The following is a 25,243-nucleotide window of genomic DNA, read 5'->3' as shown; positions in this document are numbered from 1 at the left end:
GGTCACCGGTCAGTCCCATTCCCAGCTCAGGCCGACGATCCCCGGCCGCACGTCCTCGACCACGAGGTGCACGGTGTTGGACGTGCCGATCCACAGTGGACGACCCAGCCGGGGTGCCGCGGCCGGAGTGCGCTGCCGGTAGGGCACGCAGTGCCCGGGCGCCGATCCGGCGAACCCGACCTGGAGCACCAGTTCCCGGGCCGGGCGGGTGAACCTGCGGTGGTAGTAGGTGAGTTCCGGCCCCGGGGGAAACCGCCAGGTGAAGTCCAGGACCGTGCGTTCGTACGCGGCCAGCCGCTGATCCAGCACCAGCTCACACACGGTGGCCCCAGCTGTCTGGTCACGGCGGATCCGACCGGGGCGGCAGAAGTGCGGATCCACCAGTTGTGGCAGTTCCGACTCCTCGACCCACTGGTAGATGAGGCAGCGGTCCACGTGATCACGCTGTGCTTCCACCACCATCCGGGTCCGCACCTCGGCAAGCCGCCGATCGGCGTCCACCAGGACGTGCTCGTGGATGGTGAGGTAGCGCAACCGGTCGTCGACCGGTGCGGTCAACGAGGTCAACAGCGGATCGTGGGTGGGCCACATCCGTTCGCGGGCGATCGATCCCGGTTCCGCGGCCTGGCCCCGCGGACGCGGTGGGCCGAGCAGGGACACCAGCGTGGACTCCGGGAGCCCGAACACGTCCTCCAGCGCTCGCACCGCTCGCAGTGACTCGTCACGTTCCGGTCGGCTGCGCCCGTTGCGCCAGTAGCTCAACGCCGCCCTGCTGATGTGCGCGCCCCGGGCCGCGAGCTGGTGCTGCAGGCGTTTCAGGCTCAGCCCGTGGGTGTTCAGGCAGTGGTCGAGCACCTGGGCGAAGGTGCCGTGGCGAAGCAACCTGCGCAGTTCGCGATCCGAGGGAAGGACGGCGGGAAGGCGATCGGCGGACACGGGCCTCCTCGGGAACGGCGTCGCTCCACTATCGCCACCCGTCCGGGCTCAGGCAAGTACGACCTTCGGGCGGGCGACTTTCTGCGCTTCATGATGTCCAGACGCAGCGGCGCGTCGACGTGATGACCGCCCGAGCCGTTCGGGGCAGGTCGGGTCGCCCGAGCTGACCCCCTCATTGTTCAGTCATTCCCGCCGTCAGCGAGCCCCTCGCCGCCCGGCGAGCCGGGAGCAGCGCGGCCAGGGGGGCCGCCAGCACCGCCGCCGCCAGCAACACCCCGAGGCGCCCCCACGGCAGCGCGAACAGCACCGGCTCGCCCGGCGTCGACGCCACCCGCGTCATCAGCCACGCCGAGCCGACACCGAGAGCCAGACCGCACACCGCGCCGAGCAGGGCGACGAACACCGACTCCGCGGCGATCGTGGCGCCGAGCCCGGCGCGGGTCAGGCCGAGCGCGCGCACCAGCGCCGACTCCCGCGTCCGTTCCAGGACCGACAGCGACAGCGTGTTCGCGATGCCGGCGAACGCGATCAGCACCGCCAGCGCGGTCAGCGCCCACAGCAGGTCCAACGTGCCCCGCAGCGGCGCCGACAACTGGTCCCCGACCTCGGCGACGCTGTCCAGCCGGGCCAGCGGTGCCCCGGCGAGGGCCTGCTCCAGGGCCGGGCGGACCCGGTCCCCGCTCACGCCGGGGTCGAGACGCACCAGGACGCTGTCGTCGTAGCCGCGGTCGCCGAGCGCGATCGCGGCCTGCTGGCCGAGGTCGACCAGGGCGAGTCCCAGGTCGGCACCCGGGGCGTCGACGGCGTCGTAGACCGCGACGACACGCAACGGAACTGGCCGGTCCCTCGGCCCGGCCTGGAGGCGGTCGCCGACCGCGAGGCCGGTCTGCGCGGCGAGTTCCTTGCTCACCGCCAGCTCCCCCGGCCCGAGGCGGTCGAGCCGCCCGGACACCACCACCGGCCGCAGCAGGCTGCCGAGCACGTCGCCACGGACGGCCGCCATCGCGTAGGCACCGTAGGGCCCCAAGCCGCCGGAGAACGAGTGCCGGGGCACGGCGACCGCGACACCCGGCACCCCCGCGAGGGTGCCGGCGAGGGTCGTGGGCAACGGCCGGGTCGCGGCCACCGACGTCACGACGAAGTCCGCCCGCACCTGTTCGGCCAGGCCCTGGCCACGACCTGCTTCGACGCCCGCGGCCATCGTGGTCACGAGAGCCACGACGGCGAGCCCGATGGTGAGCGCGGCGGCGCTGGCGGCGGTCCGCTTCGGGTTGCGGTCCGCGTTCAGCGCGGCCAGCCGTGCCGGGTGGCCGAGCAGCGGGGTCCCCACCACGCCCAGCAGCCGGACGACCGGTCCGGCCAGCAGCGGCCCGGCCGCCAGCAGCGCGGCGAGGCACGCGGCCATCGCCGTCACCGCGAGCGCGGCGCCGGACTCCGCCTCGACGTTCAGCGCGGCCACGGCCGCCGCGATGCCGGCCGCCAGCAGCATGGCCGCCAGCACCGCTCGCGGCCACCTCGGACGAGCGGAACGGCCTTCGAGCGGGGTCCGCAGGGCTTCGACCGGGACGACGCGGGTCGCGGCCCAGGCCGGGAGGGCCGCGGCGACGGTCGTCACCAGGACCCCGACCGCGAGCGCCGCCACGACCGTCCGGCCGGCCAGCGGAAGGGAGACCTCCTCCCCGGTGATCCCCTGCAGGACGGCCGCGATGCCGAGTCCGCCGAACAACCCGGCCACCGACGCGACCGCGCCCACCACCACCGCTTCCGCCAGCACCCCCGCGAAGACCTGCCGCTTCCCCGCACCGATGCAGCGCAGCAACGCCAGCTCCCGCGCCCGCTGCGCGACGAGGATGGTGAAGGAGTTGGTGATCACCATCGCGGCCACGATCATCGCGAGCACCGCGAACGCCGTGAAGAACTTCGTCAGCCCCGTCGAATCCGGCGCGGTCTCGCGCAGCAACCGCGCCGCGGCCTCCCGCCCGGTCAGCACCTCGACACCCTGGCCACCGACGGCCTGCGTCAGGTCGGCCACCAGCTGTGGCGCGCCGGGCGCCGCCCGGACGACGATCTCGCCGATCGACGTCCCGGGCGACAGCTCGCGCAGCGCCGCGGGCAGCAGCACCAGCGGAGCCCCGCCAAGACCGGAGCCCACCGGTCGGCTGAAGGTGCCGACGAGGGTGAACGTGCGCGGGCGGTCGTCCTCGCCGAAGACGGTCACGGGCCGGCCGAGCGTCCGGCCCGCGGCGGCGGTCCGGTCCATCGCGATTTCGCCGGTGGTGCGCGGGAACCGTCCGTCGGCGAGGTCGAACGGTCGCAGCCCCGGATCCGTGGCAAGCGCGGTGACGGCCGAATCCCGGGGACGGCCGGTGGTGTCGCGCACCGGCGCGCTCGCGGTGACGCGGCCCTCCGCCGCGGCGACGCCGGGCACGGCGCGGACCTTCGCCAACGTCGTCTCGTCGAGCACAGCGCCCCGGCGGGTGGCGCCGATCGACGCGTCCACCCCGCGCGTCTCGAACGCGACCCCGGCGCGCAGCCGGGCGCCGACGGCGTCGGACAGGACGAACGCGCCGGCGACGAACGCCACGCCGAGCGCGATGGCGAGCGCCGAGAGCAGCAGCCGCAGGGGCCGGGCCCGGAGCCCGGCCAGGACGGTCCGCAGCATCACGCCCCCAGACCGGCGAGCGCCGAGAGCACGGTCTCGGCGGTCGGACGGGCGAGGTGCGCGGCGACCCGGCCGTCGGCGAGCAGCACGCCGTGGTCGGCGTAGGACGCGGCGACCGGGTCGTGGGTCACCATCACGACCGTCTGGCCGAGCTCCTGGACCGACGTGCGCAGGAAGCCCAGCACCTCGGCACCCGAACGCGAGTCCAGGCTGCCGGTCGGCTCGTCGGCGAACACGACGTCCGGGCGGCCGACCAGGGCACGGGCGCACGCGACCCGCTGCTGCTGCCCGCCCGAGAGCTCACCCGGCTTGTGCCGCAGCCGCGGGCCCAGGCCCAGCGCGTCGACGACCGTGGTGAACCACGCCCGGTCCGGCCGGCGCCCGGCCAGCCGCAGGCCCAGCAGGATGTTCTCCTCCGCGGTCATGGTCGGCAGCAGGTTGAACGACTGGAACACGAACCCGACGCGGTCGCGCCGCAGCCGGGTCAGCGCCGCGTCGGAGAGCCCGGTGAGCTCCGACTGTCCGATCCGGACGCTCCCGGTGTCCACAGTGTCCAGACCGGCCAGGCAGTGCAGCAACGTCGACTTGCCCGAGCCGGAGGGGCCCATGATCGCGGCGAAGCGCCGGGCCGGGAAGCCGAGCGTGACGCCGTCCAGCGCCCGCACGGCGATGCCGCCCCGGCCGTGGGTCTTCACGACGTCCGTCACGCCCGCCGCGACGGGGCCGTCCTCTGTATTCGACTGCATACGGCGATCTTGACCCAGGTCGCCTGAACGCTTCCTGAACCGACCTGAAGAACGTTTCAGGAAGCCTCGCGCGGATCTGCGAAGATCGACGGCATGCGGGTGCTCGTGGTGGAGGACGAAGCACGGCTGGCCGAGACGCTCCAGTGGGGACTGGAGGCCGACGGCTACGCCGTGGATCTCGCGCGCGACGGCGAGGAAGGCCTGGAGCTGGCGCAGCAGTACCCCTATCAGGTGATCGTGCTCGACATCATGCTGCCGAAGCTGAACGGCTACCGCGTCTGCGCGGCGCTGCGCGATCGCGGGGTGAGCACGCCGATCCTCATGCTCACGGCGAAGAACGGCGAGTACGACGAAGCCGAGGCACTCGACACCGGCGCCGACGACTTCCTGAGCAAGCCCTTCTCCTACGTGGTGCTCACCGCGCGGCTGCGCGCCCTCACCCGACGGGGCCGCACCGGGGCGCCCGCCTCGCTCACCTTCGGCGATCTGGTGCTCGACCCCGCGAAGCGGACGTGCCGCCGGGCCGGGCAGCCGGTGTCGCTGACCACCAAGGAGTTCGCGGTGCTCGAATGCCTGCTGCGGCACGACGGCCAGGTCGTGGCCAAGCACGAGATCCTGGAGCAGGTCTGGGACCTCGCCTACCGGGGCGACCCGAACATCGTCGAGGTCTACGTGAGCGCGCTGCGGCGGAAGCTGGACGCGCCGTTCGGGCGGCGCACCATCACCACCGTGCGCGGTGTCGGCTACCGGCTGGTCGCCGATGAGTAGGTGGTGGCCGGTTTCGGTGCGACGCAGCGCGGCGCTCTCGGCGACGCTGCTCTGCGTCGCCGTCTTCACGCTGGGCTGGCTGGGCACGCGGCAGTTCGTCAGCGACCAGCTGAGCAACACCGCCGTCAACCGGACCGATGCCGAGCTCCGGCAGATGGCCGACGCCTACTCGGTGGCCGCCGCCGGGGGTGGCCGGGCCGCTCTCGCCGCCGGCATCCGCTCCGGCGACGCGCTGTTCAGCGTGGTCGCCGACTCCGGGCAAGCCGTGATCAGCAGCCCGGACCTGCGCCGGTGGGACCCTGCGTGGACCCCGCCACGGCCCGCACCGACGGATGCGGCACCGAACTGGCTCACGATCACCAGCGTCACGCTGCGGCCGGGCGCCCACCCCGGCTGGCGGGAGTACCGCAGCTACACCGTGCTGGGCCGGGTCGTCGAGCACGTCCCGGCCGCGCTGGTCGAGCCGCTCGGCCGGGAAGGCTTCACCCTGGACCACGGGCTGGGCACCGGGTCCGGCGCGGCTCCGCAACGGCTGACGCTGTACTTGTTCGTGCTGCCCTGGGACACCCTTCGCACGCTGACGTTGTTCGACGAAACCCTGCTGTTTTTCGTCCCGCTCGCGGTGGTGCTCACGGCTTTGGTCGCGTGGTACACGGCGGGGCGCGCCCTGCGGCCGGTCGAGGCGATCCGGCAGGAACTGGCCGGGGTCAGCGGCAGCAGGCTCGACCGGCGCGTCCCGGTCCCCCGCTCCCGCGACGAGATCGAACAGCTGGCGCGGACCACCAACGAGACCCTGGAACGGCTGCAGCAGGCACACGACCAGCAGGAACGCTTCGTCGCCGACGCGAGCCACGAGCTGCGCAGCCCCCTGGCCAACCTGCGCGCGGCCCTCGAGGTCGCGCTCACCCACCCGGACCGGGCGGACTGGCCGGCGGTCGCGCACCGGTCGCTGGACGACGTGCGGCGCCTGCAGCGCATCACGGCGGACCTGCTGCAGCTCGCCGCCGACCCGGCCGAGGCCGCACCACCGTCCGGAGTCGTCGACGTCGCGGACGTCGTGGCGGAGCAGGTCGCCGAACGCGCGCTCGGCACCGGCGGCCCGGTGGTGCGGTCCGTTGTGGACGGTCCGGCGCCGGTGCCCGGTGCAGCCGTGCAGCTGGAACGCATGCTGCGCAACCTCTTGGACAACGCGGTGCGGCACGCGCGGACCACCGTCACCGTGACCCTCGAGCGGAGCGCCGACGAGGTCGTCCTGGAGGTGCTCGACGACGGCCCCGGCATCCCGCCGGAGGATCGCGAACGCGTCTTCGAGCGCTTCGCCCGGCTGGACGACGCCCGCGCCCGCGACGCCGGCGGCTCAGGCCTCGGCCTCACCCTTGCCCGCGACATCGCCATTCGCCACGGCGGGTCGCTCCGCATCGTGGACAGCCAGGCGGGTGCCCGGGTGGTCGCTCGCCTTCCGCGTCCACAGTAGACACTGCCCGGCGGACCGGAAGGCTGGGGTGGTCGTGCTCGGCGGCCATGGCCAGCAGTGCGGCCGAGATCCGGGAACGCGGCACGACCATCACCACACTCGACCGCGTGGGCCGGCGCAGCGGTACCGGCAAGAGCCGGATGTTCCACCACTTCCCCGAGGACCGGGAGCAGCTCCTGCTCGCGGTCGCCGAACACGAAGCCGCGCGCGTGTTCGACGACCAGGAGCCGTACCTGAGCCATCTCACCTCGCGCGCGGCACCGCCGGTCGCGCCCGGCATTCTCAACGTCTTCTTACCCGAAGGGAAAGCTATCCTCACTTCTGACCATTCCGTACCAAAGGGGAAATGACCGGCGTAGTCGGATTCTGTCCGTTCAGCCTAGGCTTTCCTTGCTGGCGACCAGATCGCGACGGCCTTATTCTCGTGACATGGCCGCAGAACCTTCCCTGTCCACGGAACCGATCGTGCCGGCGCCCCCGCACCCCGAGCCTCACGCAAACGGGATGTCCCGGCGGCTCAATTGGCTGCGGGCCGGAGTCCTCGGTGCCGACGACGGCATCTTGTCCACCGCGGGCCTGGTGGTCGGGGTCGCCGGAGCCACGACGGCCACCGGCCCGATTCTCACCGCCGGCGTCGCGGGGCTGGTGGCGGGCGCCGTGTCGATGGCGCTGGGCGAGTACGTGTCGGTGAGCAGTCAGCGCGACTCCGAACGCATGTTGCTGAAGAGGGAACGCGCCGAACTGGAGCAGTTTCCCGACGAGGAGTACGAAGAACTCGTGGGGCTGTACCGGGAGAAGGGCCTCAGCGAGCAGACGGCGAGAACCGTGGCGAACGAGCTCACCGCCAACGACGCGTTCGCCGCCCACGTCGACGCCGAACTGGGCATCGATCCCGACGCATTGACGAATCCCTGGCACGCGGCGGCCGCTTCCGCGATCGCGTTCGTCTCGGGTTCACTGTTGCCGCTGCTGGCCATTCTGCTACCGCCGCCCGCTGCCCGGGTGCCGGTGACGTTCGCCGTGGTGCTGCTGACCCTCGCCGCCACCGGGGTGATCAGCGCGGCCTTGGGCGGTGCCCGGCGCGGACCGGCGACAGCCCGCCTGGTCATCGGCGGCGCTGTCGCCATGTCCGTCACCTACGGCATCGGGCAGCTCGTCGGAACGACCCTCACCTGACCGGTTCGGCCGACGGTCACCCTGGCTGCCGGCCGAGGTGGACAGTGCGCTCAGGCCCTGCCAGGCGCACAGGTCGCCGTTCTCCTCACCACTGGAATCGAGCCGGCCGTTGCCTGCCTGCGGGTCCGTCTCCGCTTCGGTGTGCTCGTGCCCACCCACGATGCTGAACCCGTCGAGGGCACCCGGCACGGAGTTCGCGCCGCAGCCCGTGCCGGCGTCCAGGACGTAGGGGAAGTTGTCGGGGCTGGTGCCGCCCAGTTCGTGAGGTAGGACTGGACTCCGTTGCCGTCGCTGTTCCACTGGCCATCGCGAGCCCCGCGGCGGTCGCGCGGACCACCGCACCGAAACGGGGGAAACGGGAAACCAGGGACATGATCATTCCCTCCAGATCTGTTTCCAGGAAAGGGAGTTTCTTCGCAGTGGACTGCGGTTCAGCCGATGCCGAGCACCGACTCGGCGGTCGTCCAGTCGGTCAGCATCGCGTCCTGCGCGTCGGAAAGACTGGCCTGGCCCGCGCAGACCGCCTTCTTCACCGCGTTCTCGACCGAATCCTTGCCGTAGGCGTTCTCGTCGCCGGAATGCGGCTCCGGCCAGAGGTTCTTCGGATCCTTCGGCGCACCACCGAGTTCCAGCGGGAGGAAGTGGTCCTCCTCGTAGTCCGACATGCTCGTGTCGCGGTAGCCGTAGTCGACGATGCCCTGCCGTTTCAAGGCGTTCGTGTAGCTGGTCGACGGCCTGATCGTCGCGGTCCAGCCGGACACGCAGATCGTCGAGCCGATCGTGGCCTGGGTGACGTCCGGGTTCAGCGCGCCGGGCGTGCAGGCCGGGTCGGGCAGCGGCAGGTCGGCCTGCGAACACGTCGAGGTGACCGTGCTCGCGTGCGCCGCGGGGGTGACCGCGCAGGCCAGGGCGAGCGAGAGGGTGGCAATGGGCGCGGCGAACCGCGGAATGGTTACAGGCATGGGAACCCTTCGAGAACCGTGGGGACGGGATCAGGCCGGCCCGATGTGCCGACGGCCCGGCGCCTGGCCGGATCCGTGCCACATGCGACGTCGGGTGCGCGTCCGGCCCCTCACTCTCGACAGGGATCCCGGCGGTGCAGCCGATTCTGGGCGGGCGTGGGTATCGGGGAACATCCCGGCGAACCGGAAACGAGGACGCCGAAAGAGTCCCTGGGCCCCACCCTCGGCCACCACCTACCTCAGTAGGTAGTTGTCAGTTAATTGCCGTCCGTTAACCAAGGCCGTGATGTTCTCTTATTCCCGGCGAAACGGACGAGCGCGGACAGCAGGGGGCACCGGTCCACGAATCGACGGTCCTCGGCGGCGGGTTCACCCTCCGCCCGTCCTGGGCAGCCACTGCGGCAGCGGTGTTCCTCGCGTCGACCGACACGCTCTCAGCGTCCTCACAGCGGCTTTCCTGAAGGGTGCGGCAGTGCTGGTCCGGCACGGACGAGCGGATCCGCGTTGTGTCAGGAGCTGATGAAGTGCTGTACGCCAGGACCGGCCGCCCCGGCTCTCCCAGGACGACGGCGCGGTTCCGCCGGCGGGCGGCGGCCGACAGCTGATCGGCGCCCTCTCATGTCACGCACCCGGTTGTACCGCAACGGACTGCTCGAATCCGAGGGGTTCCCCGTCGCCGACGTCTCGGACCACCTCGCCGACCCCGCGGCCACGGTCTGGCTGGACTTCTGCGCGCCGACGGAGGACGACCTCGCCGCGATCAGCGAGGAACTCGGCCTGCACCCGCTCGCCGTCGAAGACGCGGTGCACGAACACCAGCGCGCCAAGCTCGACCGGTACGACTCCCACGCCTTCCTGACCGCGTACTCCGCCGCGCTGGACGAAAAGACCGGGACGCTGGTCGTCTCCGAACTGGCCGCGTTCATCACCGGCCAGGCCCTGGTCACCGTGCGCAAGGACGAGAACTTCGCGATCGAAGAGGTGACCGCGCGCTGGGATGCGGCCGGCAACCTGGCCAAGAACGGCGTCGGCTTCCTCGTGCACGGCCTGCTCGACTACCTCGTCGACGGCCACTTCGAGGTCGTGCAGTCCCTCGACGGGCAGATCGAGCAGCTCGAGGACCTCGTGTTCGACGAACGCCCGCAGTACGCCGACATGCAACGGCGGTCGTTCGCGCTCCGCAAGAGCCTGGTGCAGGTGCGGCGGGTCGTGCTGCCGATGCGTGAGGTCGTCAACGCGATCATGCGCCGCGACCTGCGCATCGCCGACGGCGAGATGCAGCCCTACTTCCAGGACGTCTACGACCACGTGCTGCGCGCCTCCGAGTGGACGGAGTCGTTGCGCGACCTGGTCACCACGATCCGCGAAACCCAGCTCAACATCCAGGGCAACCGGCTCAACACGATCATGAAGAAGGTGACCAGCTGGGCGGCGATCATCGCCATCCCCACGGCGGTCACCGGGTTCTACGGCCAGAACGTCCCCTACCCCGGCTTCCAGTCCGTCGCGGGGTTCTGGACGTCCACGCTGGTGATCGTCGTTCTCTCCGCCGGGCTGTACGCCTCCTTCAAGAAACGGGACTGGCTGTGAACGATCCCCTGACCAGACGCCGCCTGCTCGGCTTGACGCTGGGCGCCGCGGCGCTGACGGCGTGCTCGGCACCCGGGCCGAACCCGGCGCCCGCGACCGGCGCCGCCCCGGCGACCACCTCGCCGTCCCGTGCGACGCCGTCCCCGAGCGCACCACCTTCCTCGTCGCACCCGCTGGGGCCGGCCACCGAGGTGAGCCGTTCCACCAGCGGACGCCCGCAAGTGGCGCTGACCTTCCACGGCGCGGGTGATCTGCAGGTCACCCGCCAGGTGCTGGACCTGGTGCACCAGCACGACGCGCGGATCACCGTGCTGGCGGTGGGGACCTGGCTCGCCGCGCACCCGGACGCCGCACGCATGGTGCGGGACGGCGGGCACGAGCTGGGCAACCACACCTGGAGCCACCCGGCACTCTCCGGATACGCGGCGGACCCGATGTACGCGGAAATCCAGCGGTGCCGGGACAAGCTCGTCGAGCTGACCGGATCGCCGGGCGGCTTCTTCCGGCAGTCCCAGGGACAGCACGCCACCGAACGGGAACTCGCCGAAGCCGGAAAGGCCGGTTACGCGAAGGTGCTGTCCTACGACGTGGATTCCCTGGACTGGAAGGATCCCGGCCAGGCGGCCATCCGCTCCGCGGTGGCCAAGGCCCGCGCCGGAAGCGTGGTGAGCATGCACCTCGGGCACCCGGGGACGGTCGCCGCGCTCCCCGGCGTCCTGGCCGACCTCGCGAGCCGCGGTCTCACCCCCGTCACCGCGTCGGAGCTGCTGGCGTGACCATGCGAATCCGCTTTGCCGCCGCAGCTCTCGCCGCCCTTCTCGCCGCCGGCTGCTCGTCGGGGAACCCGCCGGGTCCCGGCGACACGATGCCGGGCATGAGCGAGCCGGGCACTCCGACCGCCGGGCTGCCGCAGCTGTCCACCCCACCGCGGCCGGCGCTCGACCCGCTGCCCGGCATGCCCGCCGTGACCGATCCGCACGACGTGGACGCCGCCGCCGGCCCCGGCATGCTCTCGGCCGCGGTCGCCGCGGACAAGCCGCTGGTCTACGTGCCGCACAGCGGGTCCGGTGACGTGTGGGTGATCGACCCCGCCACCTACCAGGTGATCGCCAAGTACCCGGCGGGCAAGGAACTGCAGCACGTCGTGCCGTCGTGGGACCTGCGCACCCTCTACGCCACCGACGACCGCGGCGACCACGTCCTGCCGTTCGACCCGCGCACCGGGCAGCCGGGCAAGGCGATTCCCGTGGTGGACCCGTACAACATGTACTTCACGCCGGACGGCAAGTACGCGATCTCGGTCGCGGAGCGGCTGCGCAAGCTGGTCTGGTACGACCCACACACGTGGCAGGTCCACGACGAGACCGCCGCGCCCGGCTGCGGGGGCATCGACCACGCCGACTTCTCCCCTGACGGCCGTACCGCGGTCTTCACGTGCGAGTTCGCCGGCCGGGTCGCCGTCGTCGACATCGCCTCCCACCGGCTGCTGCGGATGATCGACATGCCCCACCGCAACACCCGCATGGGCCCGCAGGACATCAAGCTCGCGCCGGACGGCTCGGTGTTCTACATCGCCGACTCCGACGAGAACGGCCTCTGGGTGCTCGACGGCGCCGCGACGCACGTGCTCCGCTTCATCCCCACCGGCCACGGGGCCCACGGGCTGTACCTGTCCCGGGACGCGAAACAGCTCTACGTCACCAATCGGCACGACGGCAGCGTCAGCGTGCTCGACGCCTACACCGGCGCTCCGGTCACGGTGTGGCGCCTGCCCGGCGGCGGCAGCCCGGACATGGGCAACGTCACCGCGGACGGGGCCCAGCTGTGGCTTTCCGGACGCTACGACCGAACCGTCTACGTGCTGTCCACAAAGGACGGATCAGTGACCCGGAAGATCCCGGTCGGCGACCAGCCGCACGGGCTGTGCGTCTGGCCGCAGCCCGGCCGCTACTCCCTGGGCCACACCGGCATCACCCGGTGACCGGCCCGGCCGGTCAGGTCGCGTCCGGGTCGAACGATGGTCGGTCACCGGACCATCAGCCGGCGTAGCCGGAGCAGGACCACGAAGCCGTGCTGGTGGTTGGTTCATGGATGAATCGACGTGATCACCTTGGCAAGCAGGCCACCCGCCAGGCCTCCCAGCGCACCGAGGAACAGCACGGCGGGCGCCAAGGACACCCCTATTCCCAGCCAAACCAGCGCCCCTTGCCACGTACCCACGCCGTGCCGCCAGGAATCCGGCCCCGATGTAGTAAGGGAAGAACAGCACGACGACGATCATCGGGGCCGGCGCGTCCCAGTGCCGCATCGGAAACGCCGACACCGACATCAGGAACCCGCACAGCAGGCCGTACGGGTAGATCGCGCGAGACCCATCACCCGGCAGGGATTCCCTAGTCCGCAAGTCGCAGGCACGAAGTGCCCCGTTACGGAGTCGCCCCGTCGGCAGCGTTCATCGCCGACGCAGGCGCGAACGTCTGACCAGCAACGCCGCGGCGACCACGGTCACCACCGGGGCCGCGCCGGCGACCACCAGCGCCGTGATCACCGGGAGCCCCGCCGACGGTGCCGGGCTCCCGGGCGGCACCGGCGGCGGAGTGAACCGCAGGTGAGAGTCCATGTGGTGCCACCGCGTCACCTCCAGGTAGATGATCCGCCAGCTCCCGGCCCACAACACCACGGCCGCGGCCAGCCCCGCCCACCGCAGGCGTCCGGTGTTCACCGGCCACCACGGGCAAGGATCGCCGTGCGCAACTCCCCCGGCGAAACCCCGAGCGCGGCGAGGATCGGCGGCACCAGCCCGCCGTCGGCCGCGAGCACCGCGGCGCCCACGTGGTGCTCGGCGACCTGCCTCGCCCCACCACGCTCCGCGTCCTCGACCGCGGTGTCCAGGCACAACCGGGCCCGGCCGGTGACCGGCAAGTGCCCCGGCAGGCGAACCGGCCGGCGGCGCCGGGTCCGCGGCCGGAGCGCCGGCGCGGGCTCGAAGTTGGCCTCGACGGCGTCCCGCACGGCCTGCAGGTCGATGCCGATCGCGGCGAGCGCTTCGGCGTCGAGACCGTCGAAGACCTTGCGCGGCCCGTACAGCAGCCGCTCCGTCTGCGCCCCGACGCGATCGGCCGTCACACCGTGTTCCCGCACCACCTCACCCACCGGCGTCGGCGAATGCGCGATCGCGTACAGCAGGTGCTCACAGCCGATCCCGGGGTGCCCCAGCGCGCGGGCGCGGTCCTGCGCGGTGCGCACCAGCGCGCGGGCACCGTCGTCGAAATGCGGATTCCTCATGCCTGCCCCCGAGTCCGGCGGCCGTGCTTGCGGTGGACCGTCTGCTTCGTGACCCCCAGCCGGCCCGCGATCTCCTGCCAGGACCACCCCGCGTGACGGGCCCGGTCCACCTGCAAAGTCTCCAATTCCTCCGTCAGCGCCCGCAACGCCGCCACGGCGCGCAGGCCGACATCGGGGTCGGTGCTCGCCGCGCTCTCCGCGATCTGCATTCTCGTATCCATGGCGTCAGCATAAGCTGACACGCTGCCCGGCGTCAACATAAGCTGACGCGCAGCGGTCAGGCGGCAGGCTCGGCCGTGGGGAAGCTCAGGCGTCCGTCGCGGACTTCGGTGATCCGGTCGACCGCGGTGAGGTGGCTGCGGTCGTGGGTGACCAGCACGGTGGCGGTCGCCTGCCGGTGGGTGAGCCGGGTGATCAGGTCGATGATCGCGGCGCCCCGGTCGTGGTCCAGCGCGCTGGTGGGCTCGTCGACCAGCAGGACACCCGGGGTGTTCATCAACGCGCGAGCGACGTTGACGCGCTGGCGCTGGCCACCGGAGAGCTGGTGGGGACGCCGCCCCGCCAGGTCGCCCAGCCCGACGGCGGCCAGCAGGTCCGCGGCCCGTGCGCGGGCCTTCGCCGGTGACCGGCCGTCGAGCCTCGCCAGTACCTCTAGCTGCTCGGCGGCAGTGAGCGAAGGCAGCAGGTTCGGCTGCTGGAAGACGATGCCGACCTTGCGGCGGCGCAGCTCGGCCAGCTCGCTGCGGGACAGCCCGGCGGTGGCGACGCCGTCGACGACGACCGTGCCGGTGTCCGGGATGATCAGCGTGGCCGCGACCGCGAGGAGGCTGGACTTGCCGGAGCCGGACGGCCCGAGCACGGCGGTCACGGTGCCGGCGGGCACGTGCAGGCTGACCCGGTCGAGCGCGGTCAGCCGGGCGTCGCCGTCGGGGTAGGTCAGGGTGACGTCGGACAGGTCGAGGCTCATCGGGCACTCCCCAGGGCGGTCAGCGGGTCGACGGAGGTGATGCGGCGGACGGCGAGGACGGCGCCGAGCGCGCCCAGCGCGATCAGCACGGCCGCGGGGACCAGCACCGTGGCCGGGTCGAGCCGGAACGGAACGGCGGAACCGGCGAGGACGGCGCCCAGGCCCACCGCGAGGCCGGTACCGATCAGCGTGCCGCCGGCCAGGAGGACGACAGCCTGGCCGAGAGCGTCCTTCACGAGCGTGGCCGTGCCGGCGCCGAGGGCCTTGAGGATCGCGACGTCCCCGCTGCGCTGGATGGTCCACACGGTGAAGAACGCTCCGACGACGAGGGCGGAGATGACGAACAGGAAGCCGCGCATCAGCTGCAGCGAACCGTTTTCGGAGGTGTAGGAGCCGATCGCGGACAGCGAGTCGCCGGTCGCCACCGTTCTTGTGCCCGCTGCGCGATCGGCGGCTGCGGTGTCCACAGTGCCCTCATCGGACGACGTGGTCAGCGCGAGGACGGTCGCGTCGCCGGCGGGCGGCGCCAGCGTCCGCCAGGTCCCGAGGCTCGTCCAGATCACCGGCAGGTGGCTGAAGGAGGCGTCACCCCGCACCGCGGCCACGGCCAGCTCGTGACCGCCGAGGGTGACGTGGTCGCCGGGGCGCAGGCCGAGGTCGTCGGCCGCCGGCCCGGACAGCACCACCGAGCGGTCGCCGAGCTTTCCGCTGTCCGGCGCGAGACCGGAGCCGGGCTCGACGCCGAAGGCGGAAACCCCGGCGCTCTTGCCGCCGGCGGTGGCCTTGACCGTCGTAATACCCAGGGGTTCGGCCGCGGCGACGCCCGGGGTGCGAGCCCATTGCCGCTGTTGCCCGGCGGTGACGGCCGAATCGGCGTACGAGAGCTTCTCCCCGCCACCGCCGAACACGATCTTGTCGGCGGGCAGCCCGGTGATCGCCGAAACGTTCTGCCGGCCCAGGCCGGCGGTGAGGCCGGACAGCAAGCCGACCAGCAGGGTGATCAGCACGACCACGGTCCCCATCAAGGCGAAGCGCCCCTTGGCGAACTTCAGGTCCCTCCAGGCGACGAACACAGGAGACTGTCCTTTCACGACGGAAGCGGTGTGCTGCCACCGTCTCCTCCCGGGCCGTTCCGCGGCATCGCGCGCAAGGCGGCAGTTCACGAGCCGAACGGCGCCACGCCGGTTGTACCTTTCGACAGAGGCGGCCCGGCGGCGGCTCGCTTAGGCTGGGCGGACCGTGCACACCACCACTCCGCCGCCGACCCCGACGACCCGGGCCCTCGCCTGGTGCCTGCACCTGCTGATCGTCGGCCTGCTCGCGCTGACCGCCGTCCGGGCGGTGACGGGTGAGCGGGCCTCCGCCGGGGCGACCGTCGCCGCCGCGTCGGCGTGCGCTCTGGTGTACGCGATCGGCCCGCTGCTGCCGGTGATCCGCCGCTCCCGCTGGGCGGCGGCCGGCTGGCTGGCCGCGGTCGGCGCCGCCTGGCTGGTGCTGCTGGTCTTCTCCGCCGACGGGGTCTGGGTCGCCTTTCCGCTGTACTTCCTCCAGCTCCACCTGCTCCCCCGCGCCGCGGGACTCGCCGCCGTGACCGCCACCGCGGTGGCGGCGATCACCGCGTTCGCCGTCCACCAGGGCGGCTTCGCCCCGGCCGCGGTGCTCGGCCCGGCCCTCGGCGCCGCCGTGGCCGTGGCCGTCGTCCGGGGGTACCAGGCCCTGTACCGCGAGAGCGATCGACGTCGTGCGCTGATCGCCGAGCTCACGGCGACCCGCGCCGACCTCGCCGAGGCACAGCACGCGGCCGGCGTACTGGCCGAGCGGGAGCGGCTGGCCCGCGAGATCCACGACACCCTGGCCCAGGGGCTCTCCAGCATCCAGCTGCTGCTGCGCGCCGCCGAACGGGCCCTGCCCGGCGCCCCGGAGAACGCCGCCCGGTACGTCGTCCAGGCTCGCCAGGCCACGGTGGACAACCTCGCCGAAGCGCGCCGGTTCGTCGCCGCGCTCGTCCCGCCCGCGCTGGACGGCACCACCCTCGGCGGCGCGCTGGAACGGCTGTGCGCCACCACTTCCGCGCGGCACCCGATCACGGCGCGCTGCCACCTCGGCGGCGTCGCGGTCCCGCTGCCGACCGCGCACGACGTCGCCCTGTTGCGGGTGGCCCAGTCCGCGCTCGCGAACGCCGTCCAGCACGCGCGCGCCGGCTCCGTCGACGTCACCCTCGGCTACGGCCGCGACGACGTCACCCTCGAAGTCGCCGACGACGGCGCGGGTTTCGACCCCGGTGACGCTCCCGAAAGCGGCGGCTTCGGCTTGGCGGCGATGCGTGCCCGGATGGCCGCGCTCGGCGGCGAGTTCACCGTCGAATCCGGTCCCGGCCACGGCACCACCCTCGTCGCCCGCCTTCCCGTCCCCCACCCCGATTCCCCGGCGCCCCGATGACCGGCCCGCCCATCCGGCTCCTGCTGGCCGACGACCACCCCGTCGTCCGGGCCGGGCTGCGGGCCGTGCTGGAGACCGAGCCCGGCATGGTCGTGGTGGCCGAGGCCGCCACCGCCGAAGCCGCGGTCGCCCGGGCCGCCGCCGGCGACATCGACGTCGTGCTGATGGACCTGCAGTTCGGCACGAGCATGGGCGGCGCCGAAGCCACCGCCGCGATCACCGCCCGGCCGGGCGCGCCGCGGGTCGTGGTCGTCACCACCTACGACTCCGACGCCGACACACTGCCCGCCATCGAAGCCGGCGCCACCGGCTACCTCCTCAAGGACGCCCCGCCGGACGAGCTGGCCGCCGCCGTCCGCACCGCGGCCGCCGGACGCACCACCCTGGCCCCGGCGGTCGCCGAACGGCTGATGACCCGGCTCCGCGTCCCCGGCACCGCGCTGACCCGGCGCGAGACCGAGGTCCTCGCCCTGGTCGCCGACGGCCTGTCCAACCAGGCCGTCGCCGCCCGCCTCCACCTCACCGAAGGCACCGTCAAGTCCCATCTGGCCCGCATCTACACCAAGCTCGCCGTCGACTCGCGCACGGCGGCCGTGGCCACCGCCGTGGCCCTGGGCATCCTCCGCCGCTGAGCCGCGCGAGCCGGCTCCGGTCAATCCACTGGTACGGACCGGCTGCGCGCTCCGGCCGGTCCTCACTCCCCCTTCGCGCGGCGGCGGGGGGCCGCCGAGCGGGGCGGGGTCGAGCGCATGTGGTCGCGCACCGGGGCCAGGAGGCCGGCGAGGGCCTCGACGTTCTCGCGGGAGAGCGGCTCGAAGAGCAGGCCGCCGACCACCTCGATGTGCCCGGGCAGCACGTCGGCGAGGCGGGCGCGCCCGGCGTCGGTGATGGTGACCGTGATGCTCCGCTCGTCGTCCGGCGACGGGGCGCGCACCACCAGGCCCGCTTTCTCGAGCAGGCCCGCCTGGTAGGTCAGGCCGCTGCGGCTGTAGACGACGCCGTCGGCCAGGTCGGTCATGCGGTGGCTGCCCGTCGGCGAGTCCCCGAGCCGGGCCAGCAGCTGGAACTGCACGTAGCTGAGGTCGCCGGCTTCGCGCAGCTGCTGCTCGACCGCGTGCCGGAGCAGGCTGGTCACCTCGATGAGGTCGAAGTAGACGCCGAGCTGCACGGGGTCGAGTGACAGGGGTGCGTCGGGCATGACCGCAGCCTACTGCTTTGAATTCGAAGGGGTTCCGTGAACGCGGCCACCCGCTGGGGCACACTGGCGCCATGTCCCTGTCCGACCTGGGCGCCGCGGTCCGCTGGCTGCGCGAACACACCGAGCCCGCCGCCGCCGGGCTGCCGGCCGGCGGGCTGCGGCCCACCGGGCGGCGGGTCCGCGGCCTGCGCCGCGAGGAGCTCGCCGAGCTGGCCGGGGTGTCCGCGGACTACATCCGGCGGCTGGAGCAGGGACGGCGGCACCCGTCGGCGGGTGTGGTGACCGCCATCGCCCGCGCGTTGCGGGTCGGCCGCGCGGACTACGAGCGGCTCTGCGCGCTCGCCGGGTACGCCGCGGTCGACGGGCAGGTGCCACGGGAAGCCGGGACGGCGGCGATGCGGCTCCTGGAGCGCTTCGACGGCACCCCGGCGTTCCTGACCGACGCGGCGTGGAACGTCGTCGCCGTCAACGGTGCCTGGCTGGCGCTGGGCGGCGGCGGGGCGGTGGCCGGGTCCGCCCGGGACTGGAACGTCGCGTGGCGCACGTTCCGCGACGCGCGCGCGGAGATCGGCCGGACCGAGGAGCACACGGCCGGCTTCCAGGCCGCGCTCGCCGCCCGGCTGCGTGACACGCACCTGCGCTACCCGGCCGACGAGGCGCTCGCCGGGCTCGTCGACGAGCTGCGCAGCACCAGCCGTCCGTTCGACACCCTGTGGCGCACCCCGAAAACGGTGTCCGCCTACGAGAACCGGGCCGTGTTCCGGCATCCGGACGGCGACGACATCACGCTCGACGGCAGCCTGCTCGACGTTCCCGGTGACGGCCTGATGGCGGTGGTCCTCACCGCGGCGCCGGGCTCGGCCGACGCGGCGCGGCTCGCGGAGGTCGTCCGCACGTCGGGCGCGCCGTCCGTGGTGAAGGTGGGCCAAACCGGCCCAGGCTGATCGAGCCCGGTGCCACGACCCTGAGGTCCGTGTGGATCAAGGGAACCCCCGGTGACCGGTGTCACTTGCTTCGAATTCGAAGTAGAGGTAGCTTGGTCAGCAGTTGCTTCGAATTCGAAGCAAGTCGATCTCAGCAAAGGTGAGACTCCGATGAAGGCAGTGCGTTTCCACGAGTACGGCGCCCCCGACGTCCTGCGCTACGAGGACGTGGACCAGCCGGCTCCCGGCGCCGGGCAGGTCCGGATCCGCGTCGCCGCGACGTCGTTCAACTCCGTCGACGGCAACATCCGCGGCGGCTTCATGCAGGGCCCCATCCCGGTGGAGCTGCCCCACACCCCCGGCATCGACGTCGCCGGCACGGTCGACGCGCTCGGCGAGGGCGTGACCGGCGTCCAGGCCGGCGACGAGGTCGTCGGCTTCCTGCCGATGGACGGCGACGGCGCCGCCGCGGAGTACGTCCTCGCGCCGGCCGGGATCCTCACGCCCGCACCGAAGGACGTCCCGCTGGCCGACGCGGCCGCGCTGCCGGTGGTGGGGCTGACCGCGTGGCAGGCGCTGTTCGACCACGGCGCGCTGAAGTCCGGGCAGCGCGTGCTGATCAACGGCGCGGGTGGCGCGGTCGGGGGTTACGCCGTGCAGCTGGCCAAGGGGGCCGGGGCGTACGTCATCGCCACGGCGAGCCCGCGCAGCGGCGACGCGGTCAAGTCGGCCGGCGCCGACGAGGTCGTGGACCACACCACCACCGGCGTGACCGCGGCGGTGACCGAACCGGTCGACGTCGTGCTCAACCTCGCGCCGGTCGACCCGGCGGAGCTGGCCGCGCTCGTCACGCTGGTCCGGCCGGGCGGGGTCGTGGTGAACACGACGGTGTGGATGCCCGCGCCGTCCGACGAGGAACGCGGCATCCGCGGCGTCGACCTGTTCGTCCGCAGCGACGCCGATCAGCTGGCGAAGCTGGTGGCGCTGGTGGACCGCGGTGAGCTGCGCGTGGACGTCGCCGAGCGGGTCCCGCTGCCCGAGCTCCCGGCGCTGCACGCCCGAGCCGCCGAGGGCGCGGTGCACGGCAAGGTGGTCGTCGTCCCGGTCACGGACTGACGCAGCGCCGCGGGTCCGGCGGGCCGTTCCCCCGGCGCGGGACGGCCGCTGTTCCGCCTGGCCCGGAGCCGCGTTCGGCTAGGGTGGCCGCGTGAATCCGCAGTCCGCGGTGGCCCGCGCGCACCTCCGGGGTACCGGTGGGCGGCCCGCGGTGCTGGTCGAGCTGGTCCTGCTGCTGCTCTGGTTCCTGCTCTTCGCGCGGCTCGACGCCGCGGTGGGCAAGGACTTCGCGGCCGCCAACGCGCACGCGCTGGCGCTCCAGGCCGCCGAACACGCGGTGCACCTCGACGTCGAGCGGAGCGCGAACGCCTGGCTGGCCGGGAATCCGGTGCTCGCGCACCTCGCGGTGTACCTGTACCGGCTGTACTACGTGGTGGTCGCCGGCGTGCTGCTGTGGGTGTTCGTCCGGCACCCCGGCGGCTACCGCCGGGTCCGCCGGACGATGGTCGCGATGATGGCACTGGTCCTGCCGGTCTACTGGGCGGTGCCGATGTCACCACCGCGGTTCGCCCTGCCCGGCACCGTCGACGTCGTGGCCCGGTACGACATCCTGGGACAGGCCGGCCGGGAGAGCTGGACGCACCCCAGCCACTGGACGGCCATGCCCAGCATGCACGTGGGCTGGTCGCTGTGGTGCGCGTACGCCGTGTGGTCCGCGCTCCGGGGCACGCGGCCGCGCCTGGCCTTGGTGGCGTGGCTGTTCCCGCTGCTCATGACGGCGGACGTGCTCGCCACCGCGAACCACTACGTTTTCGACGTCGCGGGCAGCGTCACGCTGCTGGCCGTCGCCCTCGGCGCCGCGTCGCTGTGGGGCCGGCTCGCCGGCTCCGGCACGATCGGTCAGGACACCGCGGCCGCCGTGCGGTAGAACTCCGCCGTCGTTACGGTTTCCGGCACGCCGAGCTCGGCGGCGACCGCGGTGATCGCCGCGGCGCCGATGCTGAGGTCGGGCTGACCGCCGGTGGTGAAACACGGTGCGATGAAGGAGTTGTAGTGGGCGCGCGCCTCCTCCGCGGTGTGGCCGCCGAGGAACGCACCGATGTGCCGCACGGTCGTCTCGGGATCCTCGTGGATCACGCGCAGGGCCCGCCGGTGGGCACGGACGACGGCCTGGACCGCCGGGTCGTCCGGCGAGAGGTGCGCCGGGTCGACGGCCACGCCCACGGTGGGGATCCGGAAGTGGTCGCCCACCCAGGCCAGGACGCGCCAGCCGTGTTCGGCGGCGACCGCCTCCGGGGCCATGGTGCTGCCGACGAAGGCCGCGTCGATCGTGCCGTCGCCCAGGTGGCGCAGGTCCATGCCGTAGTCGCCGGGCCGCCGCACGACGCACTGGACGTCCCGGTCGGGATCGAGGCCGGCCCGGCGGAGCACGATGCGCGCGAAGCACCCGGGCGCGGTGTGCGGGGCGTGCACCGCCAGCCGCTTGCCGGCCAGGTCCGCCAGGGACGTGCCGGACCGGGCGAGGAACCAGAACAACGGGCCGTCGGTGTTGACGGTGAGCGCGACCCAGGGGATCCCGTCGGTCAGCCGGGACAGGAGCGCGCGGCCGAGCCCGATGGTGGCGCCGCGGCGCAGCCGCTCGGTGTCCCAGTCGCAGCCGTCGCGCAGCGCGACGTGCACGTTCTCCTGGGCGTAGAAGTCTTCCTGGTCGGCGATGTAGGCGACCAGTTCCTCGTGCAGGCCCCGGCCGACGTAGGCCAGATCGATCGTGTGCATGACGTCCTTCCTCAGTACATCCCTCAGTACATCGCCATGCCGCCGTTGACCGCGGCGGTGGTGCCGGTCATGAAGCCGTTGTCTTCACCGGCGAAGAACGCGATCGCGGTGGCGACGTCGGCCGGGACGGCCAGCCGGCCCAGCGGAGTGGCGGCCACCTGCCGCGCCTTCTGCTCGTCGTCGAGCACCTGCGAGATCCGGGTTTCGGCCACCGGCCCGGGTTCGACGACGTTGACGGTGACGCCCCGCGGTCCCAGCTCCTGCGCGAGGTAGCGGGCGAACTGGGCGAGCGCGGCCTTGGCCGTGCCCAGGGCGATCATGCCCGCGCGCGGCTGCCGGCTCAGGCCGGTGCCGAGGTAGATCAGCCGGCCCCAGCCGCGTTCGGTCATGGCGGGCAGCACGGCCTTGGTGACCACGAACGCGGCGCGCAGCTCGTCGTCGAGCTTGCCGCCCAGCTCGTCCCAGGTCATGTCCTGGAACGGTTTGATCGCGTACGGCGTGAGCGCGTTGTGCACCAGCACGTCCACGCCACCGCCCCAGGTTTCCCGGACGCGCTCGAGCAGCGCGTCGACCGCTGCCGCATCGCGCACGTCGGCCTGGACGGCGATGGCTTCACCGCCCGCCGCCACGATTTCGGCGACGACCTCCTCGGCCGCGCCGGCACTGCGCAGGTAGTTGACCACCACCCGCAGGCCCCGTTCGGCCAGCAGGCGCGCGGTGGCCGCGCCGATCCCGCTGCTGGACCCGGTCACCAGTGCGATCCTTGCCCCGGTCATGACGTGACCTCACTTTCGTCACTTTCGTCGCCGGGGCGGCGGATCGCCCCGTGGAGGACGGTGTCGACGGTCGTGCGCAGCAGCTCGGCCGCGGTGCAGCCGAGTTCGCGCGGGAGCGGCGAGTTCAGCAGCCGCTCCACCGCGCCGCGGGTGATCGCACCGAGCAGCGCGGGCGGCGCGGAGAGCAGCCCCCGGCGGTGCCCGTCTTCGAACAGGGCGTCCAGCCGCTGGTAGACGACGGTGTCGATGCGCTGTTCCACGTGCCGGCGCAGGACGGCGTCACCACGCCCGGTCGCGAGCTGGGCGGCGCCGATCCGCTCGAGTTCGGCTCCCGCGGCGACCAGGAACCGCCGCACCTGCTCACCGAACGGCTGGTCGCGGGCCTCGTCGGCCGCCGCGGCCAGGGTGCGCTCGATCGCCCCGAACTGCCGGTCGAGCACGGCGGTCAGCAGGCTGTGCCGGTCGGGGAAGTGCCGGTAGATCGTCTTCTTGGCCATTCCCAGGTCACGAGCGAGATCGTCCATGTTCACCCGCCCCGGGCCGAGGAACAGCCGGCAGGCGGCGCCGAGGATCAGCTCGGCCCGCCGTTCCTCGGAAACCGGGGAAACTGTTTCCGTTTCCATAGTTTCCACGGTGCCCCGGTGATCGCCCGCTGTCAAGGCGGAAGGCAGGCAAGTGGTGGCGGACACCTTCGCCGCGGCCGACGTCCCCGCCACGCTGCCCGAGCTCCACGACCGGTCACTTCCCGTGGGGATCGGTGCCGTTGAGCGTCGCGACGACCTGGTCGTAGTCGCCGCGGGCCTCGCCGTAGCGCAGGAACTTGACCCGCTCCACCTGGATCTCCTTCACCTCCGGCTGCGTCTCCACGATGCCCAGCACCTCGGCGACGAACTCGCCGAGCGGCATGGCCTGGTCGTTCTCGGCCTGACCGGGCATCAGGTCCGTCTGCACCGACGGCGGGACCAGCTCCACGACCCGCACCGAGGTGTCGGCCAGCTGCAGCCGCAGCGACTCGCTGAGCATGTGGATCGCCGCCTTCGACGCGTTGTAGCTCGGGGTCACCTTCAGCGGGGAGAACGCCAGGCCCGACGAGACGGTCATGATCGTGGCGTCCGGCCGGGTCCGCAGGTGCTCGACGAACGCGGCGATCAGCCGGATCGGGCCGAGCACGTTGGTCGTCACGACGTTTTCGGCCGACTCCAGGAACGTGCCGGGCCGGTGCCAGTCCTCGGCGCGCATGACCCCGGCCATGGTCACGAGCACGTTCAGCTCGGGGTAGCGGGCGAGCACCTCCTTCGCGGCGGCCTGGATGCTCGCGGCGTCCGTGGTGTCGATCCGCACCGTGCCGATGCCGGGGTGCTCGGCGGCGACCTGCTCCAGCAGCTCGGTGCGCCGCCCGCCGACGACCACGGTGTTGCCCCGGTCCTTCAGGGCGACGGCCAGGGCGAGGCCGATGCCGCTGGTCGCGCCGGGGATGAAGACGGTGTTTCCGGTGATGTCCATGCCCCGAGTTTCGCCGGCCCCGGCGGCCACGGGCAGAGACCGCTCATCGGGGGATCGGCGATCCCTGGTTGCGGCCGCGCCGGACGCGATACTGGGTGGATGGATCGAGCGGAACTGGCGGCCTTCCTGCGACGGCGGCGGGAGGAGCTGCGGCCGGAGGACGTCGGGCTCCGGCCGGGCGCGCGCCGCCGGACGGCCGGGCTGCGGCGGGAGGAGGTCGCGTCGCTGGCGGCGATGTCGACGGACTACTACACGCGCCTGGAGCAGCAGCGCGGCCCGCAGCCGAGCGAGCAGATGCTGGCCGCGCTGGCCCGCGCCCTGCGGTTGAGCAACGACGAGCGCGACTACCTGTTCGTCGTGGCCGGCCGCACGGCCCCCTCCCCCGTGGCGACCGCCGCGCACGTGGCCCCGGCGCTGCTGCGGGTGCTGGACCGGCTGTCGGACACCCCCGCGCTCATCATCTCCAACCTGGGCGAGGTCCTCGTGCGCAACCGGCTCGCCGAGGCGCTCTACGGCGGTGACGCCGAGCACACCGGGCTCGCGCGCAGCGAGATCTACCGCTGGTTCACCGACCCCCGGGAGCGCCTGATCTACCCGGAGCACGACCGCGACCGGCAGAGCCGGGCCCTGGTCGCGAACCTGCGCGCCGCGCACGGCGCGATGGGCCCGCGGTCCCGGGCGGGCGAGCTGGTGCGGGCGCTGACCCGCGAGAGCGCGGAGTTCGCGCGGCTGTGGGAGCGGCACGAGGTCGCGAGGCGGTTCGAGGACCACAAGGTGCTCGTGCACCCGCAGCTCGGCGAGATCGAGGTGGACTGCCAGGCGCTGTTCACCGAGGACCAGTCGCAGACCCTGCTGGTGCTCACCGCACCCCCGCGCACGGAGGCGTTCGAGAAGCTGCAGCTGCTGGGTGTGCTGGGCAACGAGCGGTTCGAAGACGCTCGTTAGATTCCCGCGGGGCCTCTCGGGGTACGCATACGGTGGCCGCCGGAACCCGAGGGAGCACCAG

The 25,243-nt window shown here is 72.8% G+C and carries 27 protein-coding genes; 13 read left to right on the top strand and 14 right to left on the bottom strand.

Features of this window, described 5'->3' with window-relative positions:
• Positions 1-9 precede the first annotated feature (9 nt).
• From ACGFMK_RS27835 to ACGFMK_RS27825, 3 genes are all read right to left on the bottom strand, one after another.
• Positions 10-936: an XRE family transcriptional regulator gene (locus ACGFMK_RS27835; RefSeq protein ID WP_392769070.1), complete on the bottom strand. Its 927-nt coding sequence runs from the start codon at positions 934-936 to the stop codon at positions 10-12.
• A 172-nt stretch (positions 937-1,108) separates the two neighbouring features.
• On the bottom strand, positions 1,109-3,598 hold the full coding sequence (locus tag ACGFMK_RS27830; RefSeq protein WP_392769067.1) for an FtsX-like permease family protein: 2,490 nt from the start codon (positions 3,596-3,598) through the stop codon (positions 1,109-1,111).
• The gene (locus ACGFMK_RS27825) at positions 3,598-4,344 is read right to left on the bottom strand and encodes an ABC transporter ATP-binding protein (protein ID WP_392769064.1); all 747 of its coding nucleotides are present in this window, start codon (positions 4,342-4,344) and stop codon (positions 3,598-3,600) included. Before ACGFMK_RS27825 ends, ACGFMK_RS27830 begins: the two co-directional genes overlap by 1 nt.
• A 93-nt stretch (positions 4,345-4,437) precedes the next feature.
• On the opposite strand from ACGFMK_RS27825, the gene ACGFMK_RS27820 reads away from it, so the two are divergent.
• The 4 genes from ACGFMK_RS27820 to ACGFMK_RS27805 all read left to right on the top strand — a co-directional run bounded on the left by ACGFMK_RS27820 (position 4,438) and on the right by ACGFMK_RS27805 (position 7,762).
• Positions 4,438-5,112, top strand: coding sequence for a response regulator transcription factor (locus ACGFMK_RS27820; RefSeq protein WP_392769062.1), 675 nt, complete (start codon positions 4,438-4,440; stop codon positions 5,110-5,112).
• A gap of 16 nt (positions 5,113-5,128) precedes the next feature.
• Positions 5,129-6,586 (top strand): sensor histidine kinase, encoded by a 1,458-nt coding sequence (locus ACGFMK_RS27815; RefSeq protein WP_392769059.1) that lies wholly within the window; start codon positions 5,129-5,131, stop codon positions 6,584-6,586.
• 47 nt (positions 6,587-6,633) lie between these two features.
• Positions 6,634-6,936: a TetR/AcrR family transcriptional regulator gene (locus ACGFMK_RS27810; RefSeq protein WP_392769056.1), complete on the top strand. Its 303-nt coding sequence runs from the start codon at positions 6,634-6,636 to the stop codon at positions 6,934-6,936.
• Positions 6,937-7,015: 79 nt separating this feature from the next.
• Complete coding sequence (locus tag ACGFMK_RS27805) at positions 7,016-7,762, top strand: VIT family protein (protein ID WP_392769053.1); 747 nt, start codon at positions 7,016-7,018, stop codon at positions 7,760-7,762.
• A gap of 431 nt (positions 7,763-8,193) precedes the next feature.
• On the opposite strand, the gene ACGFMK_RS27800 is transcribed toward ACGFMK_RS27805, so the two are convergent.
• Entirely contained in the window at positions 8,194-8,724 is a 531-nt protein-coding gene (locus ACGFMK_RS27800; RefSeq protein ID WP_392769051.1) for a hypothetical protein, read from the bottom strand.
• Positions 8,725-9,342: 618 nt separating this feature from the next.
• On the opposite strand from ACGFMK_RS27800, the gene ACGFMK_RS27795 reads away from it, so the two are divergent.
• From ACGFMK_RS27795 to ACGFMK_RS27785, 3 genes are read left to right on the top strand one after another with little or no spacing between them, the layout of a single operon-like run.
• Positions 9,343-10,314: a magnesium transporter CorA family protein gene (locus ACGFMK_RS27795; protein ID WP_392769048.1), complete on the top strand. Its 972-nt coding sequence runs from the start codon at positions 9,343-9,345 to the stop codon at positions 10,312-10,314.
• Entirely contained in the window at positions 10,311-11,090 is a 780-nt protein-coding gene (locus ACGFMK_RS27790) for a polysaccharide deacetylase family protein (protein WP_392769047.1), read from the top strand. Before ACGFMK_RS27795 ends, ACGFMK_RS27790 begins: the two co-directional genes overlap by 4 nt.
• Positions 11,091-11,092: 2 nt before the next feature.
• A complete protein-coding gene (locus ACGFMK_RS27785) occupies positions 11,093-12,295 on the top strand; it encodes a beta-propeller fold lactonase family protein (RefSeq protein WP_392769116.1) in 1,203 nt (400 codons plus the stop codon).
• Between the two features lie 471 nt (positions 12,296-12,766).
• Here the strand turns inward: ACGFMK_RS27785 and ACGFMK_RS27780 are convergent, their stop codons facing one another.
• The 5 genes from ACGFMK_RS27780 to ACGFMK_RS27760 are packed head-to-tail and all read right to left on the bottom strand — an operon-like array spanning position 12,767 to position 15,639.
• Positions 12,767-13,036 (bottom strand): hypothetical protein, encoded by a 270-nt coding sequence (locus ACGFMK_RS27780; protein WP_392769044.1) that lies wholly within the window; start codon positions 13,034-13,036, stop codon positions 12,767-12,769.
• Complete coding sequence (locus tag ACGFMK_RS27775; protein ID WP_392769041.1) at positions 13,033-13,599, bottom strand: Clp protease N-terminal domain-containing protein; 567 nt, start codon at positions 13,597-13,599, stop codon at positions 13,033-13,035. The genes ACGFMK_RS27780 and ACGFMK_RS27775 overlap by 4 nt, the downstream gene beginning before the upstream one ends.
• On the bottom strand, positions 13,596-13,820 hold the full coding sequence (locus ACGFMK_RS27770) for a helix-turn-helix domain-containing protein (protein ID WP_392769038.1): 225 nt from the start codon (positions 13,818-13,820) through the stop codon (positions 13,596-13,598). The genes ACGFMK_RS27775 and ACGFMK_RS27770 overlap by 4 nt, the downstream gene beginning before the upstream one ends.
• A 56-nt stretch (positions 13,821-13,876) precedes the next feature.
• The gene (locus ACGFMK_RS27765; protein WP_392769035.1) at positions 13,877-14,566 is read right to left on the bottom strand and encodes an ABC transporter ATP-binding protein; all 690 of its coding nucleotides are present in this window, start codon (positions 14,564-14,566) and stop codon (positions 13,877-13,879) included.
• Complete coding sequence (locus ACGFMK_RS27760; protein ID WP_392769032.1) at positions 14,563-15,639, bottom strand: ABC transporter permease; 1,077 nt, start codon at positions 15,637-15,639, stop codon at positions 14,563-14,565. The genes ACGFMK_RS27765 and ACGFMK_RS27760 overlap by 4 nt, the downstream gene beginning before the upstream one ends.
• A 166-nt stretch (positions 15,640-15,805) precedes the next feature.
• Here ACGFMK_RS27760 and ACGFMK_RS27755 point away from each other — a divergent pair, with 166 nt between their 5' ends.
• Positions 15,806-17,005 (top strand): sensor histidine kinase, encoded by a 1,200-nt coding sequence (locus tag ACGFMK_RS27755; protein ID WP_392769029.1) that lies wholly within the window; start codon positions 15,806-15,808, stop codon positions 17,003-17,005.
• Complete coding sequence (locus ACGFMK_RS27750) at positions 17,002-17,637, top strand: response regulator (RefSeq protein WP_392769026.1); 636 nt, start codon at positions 17,002-17,004, stop codon at positions 17,635-17,637. Before ACGFMK_RS27755 ends, ACGFMK_RS27750 begins: the two co-directional genes overlap by 4 nt.
• Before the next feature lie 62 nt (positions 17,638-17,699).
• On the opposite strand, the gene ACGFMK_RS27745 is transcribed toward ACGFMK_RS27750, so the two are convergent.
• Entirely contained in the window at positions 17,700-18,203 is a 504-nt protein-coding gene (locus ACGFMK_RS27745) for a MarR family winged helix-turn-helix transcriptional regulator (RefSeq protein WP_392769023.1), read from the bottom strand.
• Positions 18,204-18,274: 71 nt separating this feature from the next.
• Between ACGFMK_RS27745 and ACGFMK_RS27740 the strand changes: the two genes are divergently transcribed.
• The 3 genes from ACGFMK_RS27740 to ACGFMK_RS27730 all read left to right on the top strand — a co-directional run bounded on the left by ACGFMK_RS27740 (position 18,275) and on the right by ACGFMK_RS27730 (position 21,110).
• A complete protein-coding gene (locus ACGFMK_RS27740; protein ID WP_392769020.1) occupies positions 18,275-19,147 on the top strand; it encodes a helix-turn-helix domain-containing protein in 873 nt (290 codons plus the stop codon).
• A 150-nt stretch (positions 19,148-19,297) separates the two neighbouring features.
• Entirely contained in the window at positions 19,298-20,242 is a 945-nt protein-coding gene (locus ACGFMK_RS27735; protein ID WP_392769018.1) for an NADP-dependent oxidoreductase, read from the top strand.
• A gap of 91 nt (positions 20,243-20,333) precedes the next feature.
• The gene (locus tag ACGFMK_RS27730; protein WP_392769015.1) at positions 20,334-21,110 is read left to right on the top strand and encodes a phosphatase PAP2 family protein; all 777 of its coding nucleotides are present in this window, start codon (positions 20,334-20,336) and stop codon (positions 21,108-21,110) included.
• Here the strand turns inward: ACGFMK_RS27730 and ACGFMK_RS27725 are convergent.
• The 4 genes from ACGFMK_RS27725 to ACGFMK_RS27710 form a co-directional block, all read right to left on the bottom strand.
• Positions 21,083-21,958 (bottom strand): ABC transporter substrate-binding protein, encoded by an 876-nt coding sequence (locus ACGFMK_RS27725; RefSeq protein WP_392769012.1) that lies wholly within the window; start codon positions 21,956-21,958, stop codon positions 21,083-21,085. The two genes, ACGFMK_RS27730 and ACGFMK_RS27725, sit on opposite strands and share 28 nt — an antisense overlap.
• Positions 21,959-21,981: 23 nt before the next feature.
• Positions 21,982-22,710: an SDR family NAD(P)-dependent oxidoreductase gene (locus ACGFMK_RS27720; protein ID WP_392769010.1), complete on the bottom strand. Its 729-nt coding sequence runs from the start codon at positions 22,708-22,710 to the stop codon at positions 21,982-21,984.
• Between the two features lie 20 nt (positions 22,711-22,730).
• Entirely contained in the window at positions 22,731-23,357 is a 627-nt protein-coding gene (locus ACGFMK_RS27715; protein ID WP_392769007.1) for a TetR/AcrR family transcriptional regulator, read from the bottom strand.
• 115 nt (positions 23,358-23,472) lie between these two features.
• On the bottom strand, positions 23,473-24,237 hold the full coding sequence (locus ACGFMK_RS27710) for an SDR family oxidoreductase (protein WP_392769005.1): 765 nt from the start codon (positions 24,235-24,237) through the stop codon (positions 23,473-23,475).
• Between the two features lie 99 nt (positions 24,238-24,336).
• On the opposite strand from ACGFMK_RS27710, the gene ACGFMK_RS27705 reads away from it, so the two are divergent.
• Positions 24,337-25,182, top strand: a complete 846-nt coding sequence (locus tag ACGFMK_RS27705) for a helix-turn-helix transcriptional regulator (protein WP_392769002.1) — start codon at positions 24,337-24,339, stop codon at positions 25,180-25,182.
• Positions 25,183-25,243: the final 61 nt, after the last annotated feature.

The sequence above is a fragment of the Amycolatopsis sp. NPDC049252 genome (assembly GCF_043197175.1).
Taxonomy (GTDB): Bacteria; Actinomycetota; Actinomycetes; order Mycobacteriales; family Pseudonocardiaceae; genus Amycolatopsis.
The sequence above is the reverse complement of the archived record's forward strand: the minus strand, read 5'-3'. Positions and strand labels throughout refer to the sequence as shown.

Bases quoted from the DNA above. Each gene is read 5' to 3' on its own strand.
- ACGFMK_RS27830 (WP_392769067.1), bottom strand. From the start codon at position 3,598: ATGCTGCGGACCGTCCTGGCCGGGCTCCGGGCCCGGCCCCTGCGGCTG.
- ACGFMK_RS27825 (WP_392769064.1), bottom strand. From the start codon at position 4,344: ATGCAGTCGAATACAGAGGACGGCCCCGTCGCGGCGGGCGTGACGGAC.
- ACGFMK_RS27820 (WP_392769062.1), top strand. From the start codon at position 4,438: ATGCGGGTGCTCGTGGTGGAGGACGAAGCACGGCTGGCCGAGACGCTC.
- ACGFMK_RS27810 (WP_392769056.1), top strand. From the start codon at position 6,634: ATGGCCAGCAGTGCGGCCGAGATCCGGGAACGCGGCACGACCATCACC.
- ACGFMK_RS27805 (WP_392769053.1), top strand. From the start codon at position 7,016: ATGGCCGCAGAACCTTCCCTGTCCACGGAACCGATCGTGCCGGCGCCC.
- ACGFMK_RS27800 (WP_392769051.1), bottom strand. From the start codon at position 8,724: ATGCCTGTAACCATTCCGCGGTTCGCCGCGCCCATTGCCACCCTCTCG.
- ACGFMK_RS27795 (WP_392769048.1), top strand. From the start codon at position 9,343: ATGTCACGCACCCGGTTGTACCGCAACGGACTGCTCGAATCCGAGGGG.
- ACGFMK_RS27785 (WP_392769116.1), top strand. From the start codon at position 11,093: ATGCGAATCCGCTTTGCCGCCGCAGCTCTCGCCGCCCTTCTCGCCGCC.
- ACGFMK_RS27775 (WP_392769041.1), bottom strand. From the start codon at position 13,599: ATGAGGAATCCGCATTTCGACGACGGTGCCCGCGCGCTGGTGCGCACC.
- ACGFMK_RS27770 (WP_392769038.1), bottom strand. From the start codon at position 13,820: ATGGATACGAGAATGCAGATCGCGGAGAGCGCGGCGAGCACCGACCCC.
- ACGFMK_RS27765 (WP_392769035.1), bottom strand. From the start codon at position 14,566: ATGAGCCTCGACCTGTCCGACGTCACCCTGACCTACCCCGACGGCGAC.
- ACGFMK_RS27750 (WP_392769026.1), top strand. From the start codon at position 17,002: ATGACCGGCCCGCCCATCCGGCTCCTGCTGGCCGACGACCACCCCGTC.
- ACGFMK_RS27745 (WP_392769023.1), bottom strand. From the start codon at position 18,203: ATGCCCGACGCACCCCTGTCACTCGACCCCGTGCAGCTCGGCGTCTAC.
- ACGFMK_RS27740 (WP_392769020.1), top strand. From the start codon at position 18,275: ATGTCCCTGTCCGACCTGGGCGCCGCGGTCCGCTGGCTGCGCGAACAC.
- ACGFMK_RS27735 (WP_392769018.1), top strand. From the start codon at position 19,298: ATGAAGGCAGTGCGTTTCCACGAGTACGGCGCCCCCGACGTCCTGCGC.
- ACGFMK_RS27725 (WP_392769012.1), bottom strand. From the start codon at position 21,958: ATGCACACGATCGATCTGGCCTACGTCGGCCGGGGCCTGCACGAGGAA.
- ACGFMK_RS27715 (WP_392769007.1), bottom strand. From the start codon at position 23,357: ATGGAAACGGAAACAGTTTCCCCGGTTTCCGAGGAACGGCGGGCCGAG.
- ACGFMK_RS27710 (WP_392769005.1), bottom strand. From the start codon at position 24,237: ATGGACATCACCGGAAACACCGTCTTCATCCCCGGCGCGACCAGCGGC.
- ACGFMK_RS27705 (WP_392769002.1), top strand. From the start codon at position 24,337: ATGGATCGAGCGGAACTGGCGGCCTTCCTGCGACGGCGGCGGGAGGAG.